Annotated in this window: 13 protein-coding genes; 3 read left to right on the top strand and 10 right to left on the bottom strand. The window is 74.0% G+C overall.

The window, feature by feature from the left end:
* The first annotated feature begins 4 nt into the window (after positions 1-4).
* Entirely contained in the window at positions 5-775 is a 771-nt protein-coding gene (locus WMF27_RS14730; RefSeq protein WP_437944210.1) for a DUF3105 domain-containing protein, read from the top strand.
* A 40-nt stretch (positions 776-815) separates the two neighbouring features.
* The gene (locus WMF27_RS14725) at positions 816-5399 is read left to right on the top strand and encodes a sigma 54-interacting transcriptional regulator (RefSeq protein ID WP_437944209.1); all 4584 of its coding nucleotides are present in this window, start codon (positions 816-818) and stop codon (positions 5397-5399) included.
* Positions 5400-5415: 16 nt separating this feature from the next.
* Here WMF27_RS14725 and WMF27_RS14720 read toward each other — a convergent pair whose 3' ends face one another.
* The 7 genes from WMF27_RS14720 to WMF27_RS14690 all read right to left on the bottom strand — a co-directional run bounded on the left by WMF27_RS14720 (position 5416) and on the right by WMF27_RS14690 (position 13310).
* Positions 5416-6150, bottom strand: a complete 735-nt coding sequence (locus tag WMF27_RS14720) for an SCO family protein (RefSeq protein ID WP_437944208.1) — start codon at positions 6148-6150, stop codon at positions 5416-5418.
* Between the two features lie 52 nt (positions 6151-6202).
* Positions 6203-7201 carry a heme o synthase gene (cyoE, locus tag WMF27_RS14715; protein ID WP_437944207.1) on the bottom strand — a complete coding sequence of 333 codons (999 nt, stop codon included), beginning with the start codon at positions 7199-7201 and terminating at the stop codon, positions 6203-6205.
* 364 nt (positions 7202-7565) lie between these two features.
* Positions 7566-8456, bottom strand: coding sequence for a carboxypeptidase regulatory-like domain-containing protein (locus WMF27_RS14710; protein ID WP_437768251.1), 891 nt, complete (start codon positions 8454-8456; stop codon positions 7566-7568).
* A 195-nt stretch (positions 8457-8651) separates the two neighbouring features.
* Positions 8652-9869 (bottom strand): hypothetical protein, encoded by a 1218-nt coding sequence (locus WMF27_RS14705; RefSeq protein ID WP_437768252.1) that lies wholly within the window; start codon positions 9867-9869, stop codon positions 8652-8654.
* 20 nt (positions 9870-9889) lie between these two features.
* Positions 9890-10393 (bottom strand): T3SS (YopN, CesT) and YbjN peptide-binding chaperone 1, encoded by a 504-nt coding sequence (locus tag WMF27_RS14700; protein ID WP_272098114.1) that lies wholly within the window; start codon positions 10391-10393, stop codon positions 9890-9892.
* A 44-nt stretch (positions 10394-10437) separates the two neighbouring features.
* Positions 10438-12201: a hypothetical protein gene (locus WMF27_RS14695; RefSeq protein ID WP_437944206.1), complete on the bottom strand. Its 1764-nt coding sequence runs from the start codon at positions 12199-12201 to the stop codon at positions 10438-10440.
* A gap of 263 nt (positions 12202-12464) precedes the next feature.
* Positions 12465-13310: an SDR family NAD(P)-dependent oxidoreductase gene (locus WMF27_RS14690; protein ID WP_437768254.1), complete on the bottom strand. Its 846-nt coding sequence runs from the start codon at positions 13308-13310 to the stop codon at positions 12465-12467.
* 275 nt (positions 13311-13585) lie between these two features.
* On the opposite strand from WMF27_RS14690, the gene WMF27_RS14685 reads away from it, so the two are divergent.
* On the top strand, positions 13586-14374 hold the full coding sequence (locus WMF27_RS14685; RefSeq protein WP_437768255.1) for a J domain-containing protein: 789 nt from the start codon (positions 13586-13588) through the stop codon (positions 14372-14374).
* A 4-nt stretch (positions 14375-14378) separates the two neighbouring features.
* Here the strand turns inward: WMF27_RS14685 and WMF27_RS14680 are convergent, their stop codons facing one another.
* The 3 genes from WMF27_RS14680 to WMF27_RS14670 all read right to left on the bottom strand — a co-directional run bounded on the left by WMF27_RS14680 (position 14379) and on the right by WMF27_RS14670 (position 17600).
* Positions 14379-15113, bottom strand: a complete 735-nt coding sequence (locus WMF27_RS14680; RefSeq protein ID WP_437552751.1) for an OAM dimerization domain-containing protein — start codon at positions 15111-15113, stop codon at positions 14379-14381.
* Positions 15114-15444: 331 nt separating this feature from the next.
* Complete coding sequence (locus WMF27_RS14675; protein ID WP_437768256.1) at positions 15445-15936, bottom strand: hypothetical protein; 492 nt, start codon at positions 15934-15936, stop codon at positions 15445-15447.
* 119 nt (positions 15937-16055) lie between these two features.
* Positions 16056-17600, bottom strand: coding sequence for a lysine 5,6-aminomutase subunit alpha (locus WMF27_RS14670; protein ID WP_437768257.1), 1545 nt, complete (start codon positions 17598-17600; stop codon positions 16056-16058).
* Between the last annotated feature and the right edge of the window lie 142 nt (positions 17601-17742).

Here is a 17742-nt window from a genome sequence, read left to right as displayed (position 1 = left end):
GGCCATGAAACACTGCGGTTTCGCGCAGATGTGTGTCGTTGCCACGATGGTCGCCGGGCTCGCCGTTCCTCTGAGCGGGTGTGGCACGAGCGCGCCCCCGATCGACGAGGGCGACGCCGCGCCCGCGCCGCAACAACCCGAGACCGTCACGAGCTTTCCGGACGCGCCGCCGCTCCCGGGCGAGACCGAGTGCAAGGTCGTCGTCAGGACGGGGATCCCCGTCAGTTCGGCGCAACACGTGGCCACGTGCGCGCCTGTCCAGTACGCGACCAACCCGCCGAGCGGCGGAGATCACTGGGGCCTGTGGGCCGAGTACAAGCGCTTCGAGGCGGAGGTCCCGCGCGAGATGTACGTCCACAACCTCGAGCACGGCGCGATCGTCCTCGCGTACCGGTGCGCCTCGTCCGGCTGCGCAGAGGTGAAGGCGGTGCTCGACGAGGTGCGCGCCGAGGCCACCTCCGATCCGAAGTGCCTCCTGGTGCCGGGAGGGCCGGAGGCGCGGCTCGTGATGACGCCCGACAGCGCGCTGGACACCCCGGTCGCGGCCGCGGCCTGGGGCGCGACGTACACCGCGACGTGCCTCGACAAAGCGTCGCTCGCGCGCTTCGTGGCGGACCACTACGGCAAGGGCCCGGAAGACACATGCAGCGACGCGGGGGCCGTCGATATCGATCTGCCAGACGGCGGCGCGCCGATCTGCGGCGAGGGATCAGGCGGAGGCGGCGGCGGAGGCGGCGGGGCAGGCGCGGCGGGGGGCGCTCCGCCGGATCCGTAACCAGGTTGACAGGTGGCTCCTCGCCCGGGAGCATTCTGGGATGAGCGAGCCGTCGACCGTGCCACCTCGGTTGGCAGAGCGCTTCCGGCTGCTGGACGTCGCGGGGTCCGGCGGGTCGGCCGAGGTCTGGAGGGCCGTCGATCAGGAGCGCGGCGGCATGGTGGCGCTCAAGCTCGAGCCGCGCGAGCGCGGAGCGTCCGCGGCGCAGCGCGCCTCCGCGCGGCGGGCGCTCGGCCGCGAGGCGCTGCACGCGGCGCTGGCGCTCTCGCCGCGGCTGCCGGAGCTCGTCGACGTCGGATGGCTCGCGGCGGCGTCTGGCGTCGCGCGCGTCGCGCGCGCCGAGGGCGCCCTTGGCGAGGAGGGGCGCGCGTTCGTCGCGATGCGCTGGATCGAAGGGAGAGCCGTCGCCGACGCCCTGCGCGGGCTGCCCGCTGGCGAGCGCACGGCGCTCGCGCTCGCCGCCGCGCGCGACGCGGGCGAGGCGCTCGCCGACCTGCACGGCATCGGCCTGGCGCACGGAGATCTCAAGCCGGAGAACCTGATCCTGACGCCGGAGGGGCGGATCGCGGTGATCGACCTGGGGCTCGCCTGCTCGATCCACGAGACGTCCGTGGACGGGGCGACGCTGCGGTACATCGCGCGCGGGGACGCCGAGCTCGGAGACGCGCGGGCGAGGGATCTGCTCGCGCTGGGGACGCTGCTCGCCGAGATCGCCTTCCCCGGCGTGGCGGACGCGGACGATCCCATCGGCGCGGCGCGGGCCGCGGCGGCCGCGGAGCGCGCGGCCTGGCCGCCGCTCGACGCGATCTGCCGGGCGCTCCTCTCGCCCTCCCCCGCGGCGCGCCCGTCGTCCGCGTGGGTCACCGAGTCGGCCCGCGCCGCGATCGCCGGCGCGCAGCGCGCGCGGCCCCCGTTCGCCGCCCCCGCCGCGGGGCGCGCCGGCCGCGATGCGGGGGCGCCCGGCGCAGCGCGCGATCGACAGGACCGCGACGCGCGCCGCGTGCGCGCCGCTTACCTGCGCCTGCGGCGACACGAGCTCGAGGCGGCGCTCGGGGTGCGCGACGATGTCGCCCCCTGGCTCGTGGACGCGTTCGCGGTGGTCGAGCGGGTGCGCGCGCTCTCCGGCGCGTCGCTCCGCGCGGGCGACGGCGCGGCGCGCGTGGGTCCGCCGCAGAGCGACGCGGCGTGGCTGGGGCGGCTCGGGCCGGACCGCGTCGCGCGGTGGCTCACCGCGCTCGCGGGGACGAGCGCGGCGGCGTGGCCGATGGGGCCGCTCGCGTCTGCGCCGGAGAGGGCGCTCGCGGACGCGCTCGTCGCGCTCGCGCGGCAGGTCCCGCCGCGCGCCTGGACGTTCGCGGACGTCGAGGCGGCCGTGCTGGGAACCCCGGGGAGCGGCGCGCGGCGGAGGGCGAGCGCGGCGCCGGAGGACCGCGGAGCGGCGGAGGGCGCCGCCGACGCGCACGCCATCGGCGCGGCGGAGGCGGCGGCGCTGGCGCTCGCGATCGCGCGGGTGCCGCCGGATCCGCTCGCGCTCGAGGCGATCGAGCAGCGCGACGACGCGCCGGCCTGCCTGGTCGTCGCGGCGGCCAACGCGCTCCGGCTGCACGGCGACGCCGGGCGCGCGCGGAGCTTGATGCTGCGCTCGTGCGTTCGAGGCGCGACGGAGGCCGCGGCGCTCGCGGCGGAGGTGCTGCGGCGCGCCGGCGATCGCGCCCTCGCGGAGGAGCGCGCGCGCGCCGCGATCGACGCCGGCGCGGACCCGGAGGGGCGCGCGCGCGCGGTGCTCGCGCGCGTCGCGATCGACGCGGGGGCGCTGGAGGCGGCCGACGCGCTCGCCGGGGAGGCGGCCACGGCGCCGCTCTGCGAGGTGCGCGCGCTGCTCGCCGTGCTGCGCGGCGACACCGCGCGGGCGCTGTCGGAGGTGGCGCGGGGCGAGGCGCTCGCGAGCTCCGTCGAGGAGCTGGCGCGGATGGCCGCCGTGCGCGGCTACGCGTGGCACGCGAGCGATCCGGAGCGCGCGCACGCGTCGTTCAGCGCCGCGGTCGACTACGCCGTCCGCGCCGGCGCGGTGGTCGAGGAGGCGACCTACCGGACCGGCGAGGCGGCGGCGGCGGTGGATCTCGGCGATCTCGACGGCGCGATCGCGACCTCGACCCGCGCGGCGCTGCTCTGGGAGCACCTCGGCCGGCCGGCGCAGGGCGCCCGGGCGCTGCTCGCCTGCGCCGCCGCCTACGCCACCGCGGGCCTGGTGCACGAGACCTGCCGGAGCGCCGAGGACGCCATCGCGCGGGCCCGCGACGCGGGCGACGCGAAGGCGGAAGCGTACGCGCTCTGGGCCATCGCCGACGTGGTCGCCGCGCGAGGCGACGGCGTCGTGAGCGCGGACGTCGGATCGCACGTCGACCCGCGCGCGGCGGCGGCGCGCGCGGCGGCGGCGCGCGCGGCGGCGCTCCTCGCCGGAGGCTCCGCGGACGACACGCTGCGGGCGGCCGCGCGGCTCCTCCGCCACGGCGCGGGCGAGCTCGATGGAGCCCGCGTCGAGGAGCTCGACGAGCTCGCGAACGGCCCGGAGCCCGCGGCGGCCTCGCGGCTCGACTGGTGGGGAGCGCGCGCCGCGATCGCGCTCGCCGCGGACGACGTCGGCGCCGTGACCGCGCTCGCCGCGGACGACGTCGGCGCCGTGACCGCGCTCGCCGCGGACGGCGTCGGCGCCGCGACCGCGCTCGCCGCGGACGACGCGCCGCTCGGCCCGGCGGGCGCGTCGGCGTGGCGCGGCCGCAGCGACCGCATCCTCGCCGCGATCGCCGCGCTCGCGGGCGCCCGCGCCCCGATCGCGGCGCGCGGTCCGGCGCTGGCCGCGGCGCACGCGCTGGCCGTCAGGGCCGGGCAGACGGACGTCGCGCACCGGGTGCTCGCGGCGCTCGCCGACGCCGCGCGCGAGCTCTGCGGGCGCACCGCGGGCGCAGGCTCGGCGGGCGCCTCCGCTGCCTCGCCAGGGGCGTCGGCGCTCTCCGGCGCGGTGCGGTCGCTCCCGTGGGTCGTCCGCGCGCGGGCGCTGCCGGAGAGCGGGCTTCGGCCCGAGCAGGCGCGCGATCTGGAGGCCCTCGTCGGCGCGCTCGGCGAGCGCGAGCGGCTCGCGCCGCTGCTCGACCGGGTCGTCGACGCGCTCGTGCTCTGGACGGGGGTCGAGCGGGGGCTCCTGCTCCTGCGCGCCCCGAACGGGCGCCTCGTCCCGCGGGCCGCGCGCAACCTGGCGCGCTCGCGCCTCGGCGCGGAGCAGCTCGCGCTGTCGGAGACGCTCGCGCGCCGCGCCTTGGAGGCGCGCGAGCCGGTGGTCGCGGTCGACGCGGCGGGGGAGCTGCCGAGCGTGCACCACAGCGTGCACGCGCTGAAGCTGCGGAGCGTGCTGGCCGTCCCGCTCGTGGCGCGCGGCGAGGCGCTCGGCGTCGTCTACCTCGACGACCGCGTGCGCCGCGGCGCGTTCGGCGCGCAGGAGCTGCGGTGGGCGCGCGCCATCGCGTCGGTCGCGGCGCTGGCGATCTCCGACGCGCGCGCGCAGGTCGAGCTGCGCCGCGCCGCGCGCCGCGCGGAGCGCGCCTCGTCGCGCCTCGCCGAGGAGCTCGCGCGGCGCGAGGCCGAGCTCGACGCCGCGGCGCTCGAGCTCGCCAGGGCGCGCGGCGGCCGCGACACCCGCTACCGGTACGACGCCATCATCGGCGAGAGCGAGCCTCTGCGCGCGATGCTGCGCCTCGTCGATCGGGTGACCGCCTCCGAGGTGCCGGTGCTCGTGTGCGGCGAGTCCGGCAGCGGCAAGGAGCTCGTGGCGCGGGCCATCCACCACAACGGCCCGCGCGCCGCGCACGCCTTCGTGAGCGAGAACTGCGGCGCGATCCCCGAAGGGCTCCTCGAGTCGGCGCTCTTCGGGCACGTGCGCGGCGCGTTCACGGGCGCGGATCGCCCGCGCGCCGGGCTCTTCGAGGTGGCCGATCGGGGCACGCTGTTCCTCGACGAGATCGGCGAGATGAGCCTCGCGATGCAGACGAAGCTGCTGCGGGTCATCGAGGACGGCCTCGTGAGGCCGATCGGCTCGGAGCGGGCGCGCAAGGTCGACGTGCGCGTCATCGCCGCGACCCACCGGGATCTGGAGGCGCTCGTCCGGGCCCGCGCATTCCGGGAGGATCTGCTCTACAGGCTGAACATCATCACGATCCGGGTGCCGCCGCTGCGCGAGCGCGCGACGGACGTGCCGCTCATCGTCCAGCACTTCGTCGAGAAGCACAGCCGCGGCCCGGTCCGGATCACGCGCGGGGCGATGGAGCGGCTCTCGGCCTGCGCGTGGCCGGGCAACGTGCGCCAGCTGGAGAACGAGATCCGGCGGGCGATCGTCCTCTGCGACGGGACCATCGATCGGGAGCACCTTTCACCGGAGATCGCGCACGGCGGCAACGCGGCGCCCCTCGAGCTCGGCCTCAACGTCCGGGCGAGGATCGACGCGCTGGAGACGGAGCTCGTGCGCGACGCGCTCGAGCGCACGCGCGGGAACCAGACGCAGGCCGCCAAGCTGCTGGGCCTGTCCAGGTTCGGCCTTCAGAAGATGATCAAGCGGCTCTCCATCGAGGCGTGAGGCGGGCCCGAGCGGGTCACCTCGACTTCACGAGGGCGCCCGCGTCGCGCAGGATCGCGTCGATCCCGTCGTCGTTCGCCTCGTAGTAGCCGCGGATCACGCCCTGCTGGTCGACCAGCACGAGGCGCTCGCCATGGAAGATGCTGAAGAGGCCAGGGCTCGACTCCTTCTTGCCCATGGCGATCTTGAAGCCGTCGAGGATCGTCGATTCTATCTGATCGAGGGGGCCTGTCAGGAACGTCCAGCGCTCGAGCGGGAGCCGCTGCGACGCCGCGTAGGCCGCGAGCACCGCCGGGGTGTCGTTCTCCGGATCGACGGTGAATGTCACGAGGTGGAGCGCGTCACCGAGATCGCGGCCTCGGCGCTCAATCTCGCTCATGCGCTGCGTGAGCTTGGGACAGACGGTCGGGCAGGTCGTGAAGATGAAGTCCGCGATCCACACGCGGCCCCGGAGTTGCTCCAGCCCGAACCGCGCGCCCCGCTGATCCGTGAGCTCGAAGGCGGGCAGAGGGATGCGGATCGCGGGCGTCTCCGCGGCCTGGCCGTGGAGCGCGCGCCCGGCGACCCCGATGGTGACGAGCGCCACGAGCCCGACCAGCGCGAGGAGCGCGGCCCAGAACACCGGCGTGCCCACGAGCCCGCCGCGCCGGGGCCTCCCCGCGTCGCCGCGATCGGACGGAAGTGATTGGCCGGTCGGCTCCGCAGGCGGCAGAGCGCCGCTCGCGTGGCGCGTGGGCTCCGTTGAGACCATCCGGTGACGCTTAAGGGCCTGTCGCCAGTGAGTCAAGGCGACGAGGCGCCGCTCAGGCGCCGATCATCAGCGCAGCGAAGAGGAGCACCAGGTACACCATGGAGGCGAAGAAGACCTGACGCGCCCAGCGAGCGCCGGTGCCCGCGCGGAGACCGTAGACGCCGAGCCCGAAGAACGCGCCGCCGAGGAGGACCGCGGCGCCGAGGTAGACAGGGCCCGCCACGCCGAGCGGGACGAACAGCACCGAGGACGCCACGAGCAGCGCGAGGTAGCCGACGATGTGGCGCCGGGTCGTGAGATCGCCCTTCTCGAGCGGCAGCACCTTGAGCCCCGCGCGCTGGTACTCGTCCTGACGGAAGAGCGAAATCGCGAGGAAATGCGGGATCTGCCACAGGAACATGACAGCGAAGAGCAGGAAGCCGGGCGCGTCGATCTGCCCTGTGACGCTCGTCCACCCGAGCAGCGGCGGGATGGCGCCGGGGATCGCGCCGATCGGCAGCGACAGCGTCGTCCTGCGCTTGAGCGGGGTATAGACGAGGACGTAGCTGAGCAGCGCCGCCGCGGCGAGCACGCCCGTGATCGCGTTCACCCCGACGAACAGCACCGGAATCGAGGCCGCCGAGAGCGCGATCCCGAACCAGAGCGCCAGATCCGGCGAAAGCCGCCGCGCCGGCAAGGGACGGCTCCGCGTCCGCTCCATCAGCAGATCGGTGTCGCGCTCGATGTACATGTTGAGCGCGTTGGCGCCGGACACGACGAGGACCGTCCCCAGCAACGCCAGCGCAAGCTGCGCCGGCGGCACCGCCGCGCGCTCGATCGCGGCCTCTCCCGCCAGCCCGGCGCGGAGATAACGGCTCGCGACCCACATGCCGCCAAGCATCGTCGCGACCACCATCCTCGTGATGCGCGGCTTGGTGAGGCTCACGAGATCGGCCGCTCCCTTGAGCAGCGGGCGCGCGCTCGTGGGGACAGCACAGCCGCCGCCCTCGGACGGCTCGGCCTGGCGAACGTAAGGGACCGGGGCGCGCTCGGCGGCCTGCTCGACGCTCATGGTCACGCGCTCACCTCGCTGTTGTGCCCGGCGCCCGCGCCGCGCGCTCGCGCGACATCCCCGAAGATCCCTCGTCTCGGGACAGCCACACTGAAAAACTGCGTCATCACCGGAGCGCGGGAGGCGGGAGAAAACAGCATCGGGGCCGGGAGACTAGCGCGCACAACACGTCTCGGGGAGTCGAGTTCGTCAGTTGTCGCCCGCCTCCCTTTAGGGCACGAGTCGCCTTGCGGCAACCGTCGTGGCGTGCTCATCCGTTCTTTGCGCGTCGAGCGAGCCTGGAAAGGTCGCTCCCCCGCGCCGCTCGCCGCCAGCCGGGCGGCCCGGGGCGGGGCGACGCCTGCCGCAGGCGCTGCCATGGACCTCACCAAAGGCCCTTGAGCTCGTCCCTGTTTTCCGCCGGCTCAGGCTCGGTGCCGGCGTACGTGAACGTGACCTGGGCGGGCTTGTCGTCCGCGACCGTGACGTCGGCCGTCTTCAGGCCATGGTGGGGGTGCCACGCCTCGAGCTTGTACTTGCCGGCAGGGACCTTCTCGATCGTGAACGAGCCGTCATCGCCGCTCACGGCGAAGAACGGGTGATCCGTCACCACGACAAAGCCGCGCATCCACGGGTGGACGTCGCAGGTGAGCTTGATGATACCGTCCTTCCACGCCTTCGTGAGCGGCGCGGCGCCGCCCGGCTGCGCCTGGTTGAACAGCGTCTCAGAGCCCTTGTAGGTGTGCACGTTGTGCAGCGTCCGGTCGCTGTTCTTGATGTCGACCTGCTGCTCGGAGACCACGCCCTGGATGCGCGGCACATACATGCAGTCCTGCTGGTCGACCACCGCGTGCGCGTCGGGCGCCTTCCAGCTGCCCGGCACGCCCCCGACCGCGATGCGGACGAAGGTGTCCTTGAGCTTGCCATCGTTGACGACAACAGCGTTGTACAGGACATCTTTGTCCTGGCAGACCGGGGCGTCCTTGCGCGCGGTGGGGACCTTCATCTCGACCGGCTTGCCGGTGAACCTGACGACCCCCTTGATGATCCCCTTGCCCGCGGGGGCAGCCGGGGCGGCCTCCTGCGCTGTGGCCTTGGGCGCTTCGGACCCCTGCGGGGCCGCGGCGGGCTTCTCGACCGAGGCCACCGGGGGCGCCGCCGTGGTGGCGGTCGCGGCCGTACCGCCGCTGGGCCTCGAGGGCTCCTCGGGGCACCCTGCGAGCGCCAGCGCGGTGAGCGCGAGAGCAGAGAGCGAGGCGAGATCGCGACGATGCATGAGGACTCTCCCGCGCCCGCGGCGCGCCACGCGAGCCTGGTTCGCGCCCCTCCGAGCCTGACCTGGCCTTTTAAGGAGGGACCGTCTGGACCGGGCGGCGGCTCCCCCCGCGTCCTTCTGGCGAGCAGCGGGTGGAATGCCGCGCGCTGTTCTTCCGCACAGCGAGGGCGTGCTTAACGAGTGTCGTCGCTCGCGTCAACCTGACGCGCCGCCGGTGGTGTCCGGTTTCCCGGCGCCCGGGAGCGAGCTCGATGTGCGCTCGCGCTCGTTCGCGAGCATGGCCGCCCAGAGGCCGCGCTCGTCGCGGGCCGCGAGCGCGATGCAGAGCGCCGCGATCACCAGCGACAGCGCGCCGAGCGGCACCTCCGGGGCGCTGCCCGCGACGAGCAGCAGCGCGAGCGCGCCGCCCAGCGCCGGCAGCCGCGGCGGGGCGACGAGCGCGAGCGCGACGATCACCACCGAGAGCGCGGCGACGAAGAGCTGTATCGAGAGCGGCACGACCGGAGCGGGGCGGGTGAGCAGCCGGTCGAGCGCGCGGCGGACGAGCGCCTCGACCATGGATGCGTCGTCGGCGGCGCCCGCGAGCGCCGCCCGCGTGGCGAACAGCGCCGACGCGAGCGCCACCAGCGAGAACGGGCTCACGAGGCGCGGCCGCGGCGGCTCGGCGTCACGCGGCCGCGCCTCGCGGCCGGCGCCGAGCGCGACCGTCGCCGCGAGGACGGCCAGCGCATCGAGGGCGAACGCGGCGGTCGCAACAGAGCTCGTCGCGCCGGCGAGCGCCTTCGACCCGCGGTCGTTCGCCCAGACGGCCAGGAGGACGCCGGCGAGCCGCACGAGCGCGGAGGCGCCGACGAGCCCGAGCGCGGCCGCGACCGGCCGCACGAACGGGACGCGGAGCGCCTCCCACGCGCTGCCGAGCGCGAGGATCGCGGCGCTCACGCCGATGAGCGCGGCGGACAGATCGGGCACGCGCTGCACGGTCGCGTGCAGCACGACCAGGATGACGAAGCTGCCCGCGACGATCGCGCCGATCCGCAGCGCGTACGGGACGCGGCTCCGCACGACCGCGCTGATCAGCGCCATCGCGACGACGATGGCGCCGATCGCGAAGAGCTGCGAGGCGCCCGCGCCGGCGAGCTCGATCGTGTGGACAGCGCGCTCGATGCCCACCGCCAGGCCGACCATCGCCGGCGCGACCATGCGGCCGAGGATCATCGCGAGCAGGGCGAGGACGGCGAGCGGCCGGATCAGCGCGAGCACTGGCAGGCCGGCGAGCGGAGGCCGCCCGGCGCCGGAGGACCGGCGCTCTGCGGGTGGAGGCCCGCCGCCCTCCTCGCGACGAGGCGAGGCAGCGGTGTCCGGCGCGGCGGAGGGAGGAGGGCCTTCGGGTGGGAGATCGATGGTGAGGAGCATGAAAGAAGAGCGCCCGTCGCTCAGCCCTTGTCCCAGGCGCGGGGGGCGTCGAGATCCGTGAAGACCGCGGCGGTCGCCGAGGCGTCGATCAGGTCCTGCATCCGCTGGCCGCCCGCCTCCTCGACGATGCGATCGTCGTACTCGTCGGCGAGCACGGACAGATCCCGGAGGGCGACCAGGATCTCGTCGGCGTCGAGCGTCTCGCCGCCGAGGAGCGTGTGGACGATGACCACACACGAGCCTTGCGCGACGTAACCGAAGGCGCCGAAGCGGATGCGCGCGTTCAGGCGGAGCAGCTTCATCGCGAGGTCCGGCGTCATCTCGACGCCGCGGGCGAGCTGCGCGACGAGCCGCACGAGCGCGCGATCGGGCGCCCAGGGAAGGACATGAAGGTAGACGTACGCGGTCCCCTGGCGAACGACGTAGAACTGCGGCTCGACTCGGGTGAACGCCGGGGAATCCGCGAGCGCCGCCTCGATGCGCGCGTTGGTCACTCGAACGGCCTCGTCGGAATCCTTCGGCATGACGCGGAGGATACATCGCCGCGGTCCCGGTGCAGAGCCGGGACCTAACGCCTGAGCGGAAGCAGCGGACCTGGCGGCGCCCGCGCCCCCTCGTCGCCCGGGACGGGCCGCGGCCCCTTGCGCACAGGCGCCGGCTCGATCGGGGCGGCGCCCGAGGGCGCCTTCAGCAGAAACGGGCGGGCGTTGCGGGTCGAGCACGCGTCGTACGGATCCCGGTGGAACTCCCAGTGCAAGTACACGTTGCCGTCCGGCGAGACGATCGCGTCCGGCGCCTTGCCGAACGGCGACGCGCGGTGCACCGAGTTCAGCGCGACGATGTCGAAGGCCGTCATCCCGCTCGGCCTCGTGACCCCGAGGCGCACGACGCTGCCGCTGTCCTTGTTCAGGACGATCTCCACGTGCGTGATCCGGTTCTGGTTGAACGCGTGCCCGGAGGGCAAGCTGTCGAGCGACGCCAGGAACTCCTCCGCGAAGATCGGGTGGAGCCGGTTGTGGATCATGTTGATGTACGTCGCGAACGGCACCCGCGCGGCGTTGAGCGAGGTCTGGTTGCCGGGCTTGACCGAGGGATCGTAGTTCTCGATCGCGGCACGCCATTTCTTCCACTTGTCCGTCGTCTCCCACGAGCCCCGGTGCGCGCTCTTGCGGGAGGCGCCGTCCGAGGCCCGCTCCGCCCTGAGCTTCTCGTTGCCGACGGCCGCCTGCACGCCGGCCATGTCCAGGTTGAGGTTGGGCCCCCTGGGGAGCCCCGGCGCGCCGAGGCCGATCGAGCCGACACGGACCGGGCTCTGGTAGGGCTGCGGCGTCGCCTTCTTGCCGGCCACGCGGCTCTTGCCGTCGCCGCCCGGGTTCGCCGGATTGAGGGTGTAGCCGCCGCGCGCGCCGTCGATCACCTCGGGCGACGCAGGGCCGGAGCCGCCCGCGGCGCCCTTCTCCGGCGGCGGAAGCGCGGGAGATACCTGCGCGACGCGAGCGCCGCCGCTCGCGCCCGGCACGCTCGGGGGGGGCGCCGCCCGGGAGGCCTGCGCGGCCTGCGCCGGCGACGCCGGGCTGTGGTGCTCCGCGCTCTCGCTCTCGGGGTTCCCCTCGCCGGGCGCGTGCTTCTCGTTGCCGGCGCGCTCCTCGCTGTGGCCGCTGTGATCGTGGTCGCTGTCGCCGACCCTGTCCGTCGGCGCCTTCGGCCCCGACGGCGTCCCGGGCGTCGGCTCGGGATCGTCCTGATCCTTCGAGCGGATCTGCGCCATGGTCTCCTCGTCGACCTTGTTGGCGTCGTCCGCGATCCGGTTCGCCTCGGGGTTGTCCTGCTGGTCCTTCTGGACGTGCTGGCGGACGGCGATCCGTCGATCCGCCGGCGGCAGCGGCGGCGGCGGCGCCGGCTGGACCGGTACGATCTTGGCCACCTCTTCCTTGGGCGGCTCGGGCTTTGGCGGCGCGGGCGGCGGCGCCTTCGCCTGGCGCGGCGGCTCGACCTTCGGCGGCTTCCGCGGCGGGATCGCCGCCGCCTTGGTCGGCTCGGGCTTCGGCCGCTGCGGATCGGGCGTGCCGTCCTTGGCCGGCTCGCTGTCCGACGGCAGCTCGGGCGGCGCGAGCGGGGCGGGGGGCGGCGTGAGCGTCGCGCCGTCGGTCAAGATCTCGAACGTCGTGTCGCCCGGCCGGAGGCCATCCCTCACCGCGTGGATCATCTGGCGGAGCTGGGCGCGATCCTCGATGACCTGCGCCACCTCGACGGCGCCGCCGCCGCCCGCCATGTGCGCCACGATCGCCGCGCAGATCCACAGGGCGAGCGGGATGTGGGCGTCACGCGACACGGCGCTCAACGCCTCCGCGCTGCAGAGGCCGCACCGCGCGACATGGCGCAGGCGTAACAGCAGCGAAAGACGGTCACCGGTGGCACCTCCAGACTCCGCGTGAACGACCTGCTCGAACAGTGCGCCGATGCGCCAAACGTACCCCGGAAGCGGTTCGAACCTAGCATCCAGGGATCAGCGCAGCAACGGTCGGCTCGCGCGCCGGCGCCCCGGCCGCGCCCGCCCTCGGCGAGGCGCCCTGCGCCGTCGCGCCGGCGCCGCGATCAGAGCTTGATGATCGCGTCCCAGTGATCCGCGATCTCCTGCGCCGTCCAGACGCCGCCCTCGTCCTTGAACTTCCCGGGGCTCTGGACGACCTTGTAAATGTACATCTGCGCACCGGCGACGGCGAGGACGTTGCCGGTCTTGTCGGCGCACAGGTCGGACGCGAGGAACAGCGCCGCAGGCGCCACGTGCGCCGGGGTGAGCGTGTCACCCGCCGATTGGAACATGGGCAGATCCTCCGTCAACCGGGTCTTGGCGATGGGCGCGATCGCGTTGACGGTGATCCGTTGCTTCTGCAGCTCGATCGCGGCGGTGCGGGTGAGGCCGTAGATGCCGGCCTTGGCAGCCGCGTAGTTGGCCTGCCCGAAGTTGCCGAGCATCCCGGAGACGCTCGTGGTGTTGACGATCCGCCCTCCCCCGCCCTGCGCGACCATCTGCTTCGCGGCGGCCTGCGTGCAAAGGAACGTCCCCTTCAGGTGAACGGCGATGACGGCGTCCCACATGCCCTCATCCATCTTGAGGAGCGTCTTGTCGCGGACGATTCCCGCGTTGTTCACCAGGATGTCGACCCGGCCGAACGCGTCGACAGCGGTCTTCACGATCTTCGCCGCGCCCTCGGGGGTCGCCACGCTGTCGAAGCTCGGCGCGGCCTGCCCGCCCGCGGCCTTGATCTCCTCCGCGACCTGCGCCGCCATCGCGTCGCTCGAGCCCGACCCGTCGCGCGTCCCGCCGAGGTCGTTGACGACGACCTTCGCGCCCTCCCGGGCGAAGAGCAGCGCTTCCTCGCGGCCGATCCCGCCGCCGGCTCCCGTGATGATCGCGACCTTTCCGTCGAGCAAGCCCATCGCAGATTCCTCCTGATCCGCGCGCCGGCGCGGTGCGCCGTGCCGTTTTCGCGCGGAGCTTCGCACGGCGGGCCTCGGCCCGGGCACACATTCGTGCGCGCAGGCGCGCGCAACGCAATCGAGCGAGGGCCGAGCGAGGGCCGAGCGAGGGCCGAGCGCGCGCCGAGCGACGGCGCGCGCGAGCGGGCCCGTCCGGCGAGGGCGACGGCCGCGCGCCCGAGCGCCCGCGCCGCTTCCTTGGCCGATCGAGCGCGGCAGTGATAACGCCGCCTTCGATGCAACTGCCCAGCCGCCTTTCCACGTCGACCCTGGGAGACCTGCTCGGCGCGCTGCACCGCGAGAAGACCACCGGGCTCCTGGAGCTCTGCGAGCTCCGGACGCCGAGCGGCTCGACGGTGCCGGGCCGCCAGCACCGGATTCAGCTCTTCTCCGGCCTCGTGACGGCCGTCGAGACGCCGCTCCGGGTGCCCCGCCTCGGCGAGATCCTCGCGAACGAGGGCTCCGCGCCCGAGCCGTCGATCCAGCGGCTCGCCGCGCTCGTCGCCGCGCACCGGGGGCGCCGGACCGGCGAGGTGCTCGTGGCGGCGGGGCTCATCCCGGCGAGCGCGGTCGAGCGCGCGCTCCGGATCCAGCTCCGCGCGCGCCTCGAGGCGCTGTTCCGCATCGAGGAGGCGACCATCTGCTTCCACACGGCGAGGCCCCTCGCCGGGTCGCTGCGGCAGACCGGCCCGCTCCCGCCGAGCGACTTCCTCCACGGCCGCCCGCGCGCGCGGGATCGGCAGCGGCGCGCCGGCTCGTCGTCGCGCGCCGCGGACAGCGGGCCGGCGGGCGCGCCGCCGCGGAGCGCGCCGCCGCGCGCCGCGCGCGTGGACGAGCCGCGCCGCCGGGCGCTCGAGGTGCTGGGCCTGCGCGAGGGCGCGACCGAGGCCGAGATCCGCCGCGCCTTCCGCCGCCTGGCCGCGACCCTGCACCCCGACCGCGCCGCCGCGCTGGCCGGCGACGGCGCCCTGCGCACCGCGCGGTTCGCCGAGCTCTCGGCCGCGTACCACCTGCTCGTCGCCTGACCGCCTACGCTCGGCCCACGAGGCGCTCGATCAGGAACGACGCCACGGTGATCGGCTTGGTTCCCGGGCCGAAGCCGGCGTCGAAGCCGAGCTCGACGGCCAGGTTGTGATCGATGCGCGGGCCGCCGAGCAGCAGGATCACCTTGTCCCGGAAGCCCTGGCGCGTCGCCAGGTCGACGAGCGCCGCCGCGTTCTCCTTGTGGCAGTTCCGCTGGGTGATCACCTGCGAGACCAGGATCGCGTCCGCGCCGAGGGCCTTGGCCTTCTCGCAGAGCTCGGCGTTCTCGACCTGCGCGCCGAGGTTGTGGGCGTCGAAGCACTTGAAGCTCTCGAGCCCCTTCTCGCCGGCGAACCCCTTGTAGTTCAGGATCGCGTCGATGCCGACCGTGTGCGCGTCGCTGCCGGTGCACGCCCCGACGACCACGATCTTCCGGCCGAGCTTCTTCGCCTGCGCCTCGATGTCGTCCCGCGTGAGCGGCTGGGCGGCGAGCTCCTGGACCTCGATGTCCGAGAGGTCGACCCCGTGCTGGGAGTGCCCGTAAACGACGAAATACGTGTGCTCCCGGCTGGCCTGCTCCATCGCCGTGACCAGCGGCTCGCGCAGGCCGTGCGACTCGGCAAAGCGCTTCGCCGCCTCGCGCGCGCGGTCGCCCGGCAGGACGCGGAGCGTGAACGACATCTGGACCATCCCGTCCCCCTCGCGGTCGCCATACGCACGCAGGATGTTTCGCGGTGTCATGCTCGCCTCCGACTGCAAGGGGGGCGGACTGCGCCGATCCCTCGTTGACAGTAGCGCCTGGCGGCCTTGCGCGGCTAGGGCGATCGCGCGGCCGAGAGCGAGCAAAGCGGCCACGCCAGGTCAGGAAGCATGTCTTTTGAAGACTCGAGTGACATGGCTCTCCAGAGCGTCCCCCCTCCGGCTCTGGGCCTGGCCGCCGCGCAGGCGCGGTGCCCGGACGAGAAGGGATTGAGCCGCAAGGACGCCAGAGACGCCAGGAAGAGAGATCCCTGGTGTTGCTGGCGTCCCTGGTGCCCTGGAGGTTCCTTTTCCGTTCCCCTCGATCTGCCCGTCAGCGCTGGAAGCGGAGGGGCTCGTAGCAGCGCGGACATCGGCCCGACCAGTACCGCTCGTGGTGGCTCGGCTCGCTGGGGTCCGGGCGTCGGAGCCGGCGCGCGCAGCGGGCGCAGTGGCCCCGGTCGACGAGCTCCTCGATGGCGGCGTGCGACGGGTGCTCGTCGACCAGCTTGCGCAGCTCGGCGAACACCTCGGAGGAGGGACGGTGCTCCGCGCGGCGCAGGAGGTCCTCGGCCGCGCGGTGGACGTCGTCTCTCCTGGGCTGCTTGCCCTGCGCGGGGAGCGCCAGCGCCGGGAGGTGAGCGAGCTGAGCGCGGACGCGCTCGAGCTCTTCCCTGAGCTCGTCGATCGCGCGCTGCTGCCTGTCGAGCGCCTGCCGTTGCTCCTCGACCCGGTCCTCGAGGATCTCGATCCGCACCGCGTCGGTCGCGTCGCTCCGGTAAGGTGAACCGCCGCGCCGCGTCCCCTCAGGCGTCTTCCTGCTCACGCGGCCATGGTCGCAGATTCCAGCCTGGTCAGGGTCGTCGGGGCAAGGGAAGCGCACAGCCGCGCCTCTCCCCCGATCGTCGGGGGGGCCCGGCCTGCGGAGCCCACGCCGCCGGCGCCCTACGACCGCTCCAGGACCTCGAGGATCGGATTGAGGTACTCCGGGTGCCGTTCGACGACCCCCGAGTACCCCTTCCCTCCGGTGCGCGTGCGCTTGACGTCGCCGAACGCGCCGCGCCCGATGGCGTCCCAGACGGTCTCCTGCTCGACCTCCCGCAACAGCCCGTGCGCCTTGTCGAGGACCTCGCGGGCGCGCCGCTCGACGATGCCGCCCGGCTTCCACTGGATCTCGTCGCCGAGGTGCCGCGCCGCCGTGAAGATGTAGCGGGCGCTCTTCAGCGAGAGATATCGGTCCATGAGGAGCGGTGTGTGGACCGCCTCGCTGAACATCCCGAGCAGCTCGATCGACTGGCCGGTCGTGATCCCGACCAGGTTGAACATCGCGTCGTGGACGTGGCTGTGGAAGATGTCGCCTGTCTTGAACTTGGTGGGCGGCATCCACTTGATCGGGTGCCGGTCGAAGATCTGCCGGACGAGCTGGGCCTGGGCGAGCTCGAAGAGGAGGCTGTCCTCGAGCCAGGGGTCGATCTCGAAGGCGTGGCCGAGGCCCATCTGCTCCTCGCGGAGGCCGGCGCGCCGCGCGAACGCCTCGTTGATGAACTGCGACGCGAGCACCGTATGGGCCTTCTCGACCGCGTCGGCGGTCGTGAGGTAGTTGTCCTCTCCCGTGTTGATGACGATGCCGCTCCTCGCGATGACCCTGCGGGAGAAATACTGATCGATGAACGTCCGCTGCATGTTGATGTCGCGGAACAGGATCCCGTACATCGCGTCGTTGAGCAGCATGTCGAGCCGCTCCACCGCCGCCATCCAGGCGATCTCGCTCATGCAGAGGCCGGACGAGTAGTTCGTCTGCGCGAGGTAGGTGCCGGTGTCGCGGGTCGCCTCGTCGGCGGCCCGGCGGATGATCCTGAAGTTCTCCTGGGTCGCGTACGTGCCGCCGTATCCCTCGGTGGTCGGCCCCTCCGGGACGTAGTCGAGGAGCGACTGGGCGGTCGCGCGGATCACGGCGACGATGTCGGCGCCAGCGAACCCGGCGGCCTTGGCCTGCACGGCGTCGTCGTAGATGTTGCCCGTCGCGACGATGACGTACTTGAGCGGCGCGACGCCGACCCGGTGCGCCGCCTTGTTGGCCTCGCGCTCGTCGCGGGCCCGGTCGATCCTGGCGATCGCCTCCCGCGTCGCGGCCTCGAGCGCGCCGCGCGCCTCGGCCGCGGAGGGCCCCGCGCCGAGGTCGGCCGCCTCGCTGAACGCCAGCATCTCCGCGGCCTCCTGCACCGAGCCGGCGCCCTCGCAGAGCGCCCGGCCGAGGTGGTACGCGACGCCGCGGCCGGCTTGCCCCGCCCGGTGGATGCGATCGACCAGCGCGTTCACGAGCGGCGTCCCCTCGGCGTCGGCGCCGACCACGCCGTAGGCGCGGGCGACGGTGCGCTCGACGCCGACCGTGGTGTGGCGGTCGATGAAGCGCTGCACCTCGTCGGCGATGTCGGCGGCGAACGCGCGGCACGCCTCCACCTTTTCCTGCTCCACGGGGACAGTCGTCATGAATTTCTCCGGGGCAAACGCTCTTAGCGCACTCTCACCGCGGCCGGTACTCCGGCGCAGGATCCATGGCGGAGCATGGAACAGCCGGCCTCGCGGGACTCGGCGGCGGCCGATGACGGCGCGGCGCGGGACGACGGCGCTC

It is taken from the genome of Sorangium sp. So ce281, from assembly GCF_051527395.1.
Taxonomy (GTDB): Bacteria; Myxococcota_A; Polyangia; order Polyangiales; family Polyangiaceae; genus Sorangium; species Sorangium cellulosum_B.
Note: the sequence above shows the minus strand (reverse complement) of the source record. Positions and strands in the feature narration are given on the sequence as shown.

Coding starts and splice junctions, on each gene's coding strand:
- WMF27_RS14730 (WP_437944210.1), top strand. CDS start 5: ATGAAACACTGCGGTTTCGCGCAGATGTGTGTCGTTGCCACGATGGTC.
- WMF27_RS14720 (WP_437944208.1), bottom strand. CDS start 6,150: ATGGTCTCAACGGAGCCCACGCGCCACGCGAGCGGCGCTCTGCCGCCT.
- WMF27_RS14690 (WP_437768254.1), bottom strand. CDS start 13,310: ATGGGCTTGCTCGACGGAAAGGTCGCGATCATCACGGGAGCCGGCGGC.
- WMF27_RS14685 (WP_437768255.1), top strand. CDS start 13,586: ATGCAACTGCCCAGCCGCCTTTCCACGTCGACCCTGGGAGACCTGCTC.
- WMF27_RS14680 (WP_437552751.1), bottom strand. CDS start 15,113: ATGACACCGCGAAACATCCTGCGTGCGTATGGCGACCGCGAGGGGGAC.
- WMF27_RS14670 (WP_437768257.1), bottom strand. CDS start 17,600: ATGACGACTGTCCCCGTGGAGCAGGAAAAGGTGGAGGCGTGCCGCGCG.
- WMF27_RS14700 (WP_272098114.1), bottom strand. CDS start 10,393: ATGCCGAAGGATTCCGACGAGGCCGTTCGAGTGACCAACGCGCGCATC.
- WMF27_RS14725 (WP_437944209.1), top strand. CDS start 816: ATGAGCGAGCCGTCGACCGTGCCACCTCGGTTGGCAGAGCGCTTCCGG.
- WMF27_RS14705 (WP_437768252.1), bottom strand. CDS start 9,869: ATGCTCCTCACCATCGATCTCCCACCCGAAGGCCCTCCTCCCTCCGCC.
- cyoE (WP_437944207.1), bottom strand. CDS start 7,201: ATGAGCGTCGAGCAGGCCGCCGAGCGCGCCCCGGTCCCTTACGTTCGC.
- WMF27_RS14710 (WP_437768251.1), bottom strand. CDS start 8,456: ATGCATCGTCGCGATCTCGCCTCGCTCTCTGCTCTCGCGCTCACCGCG.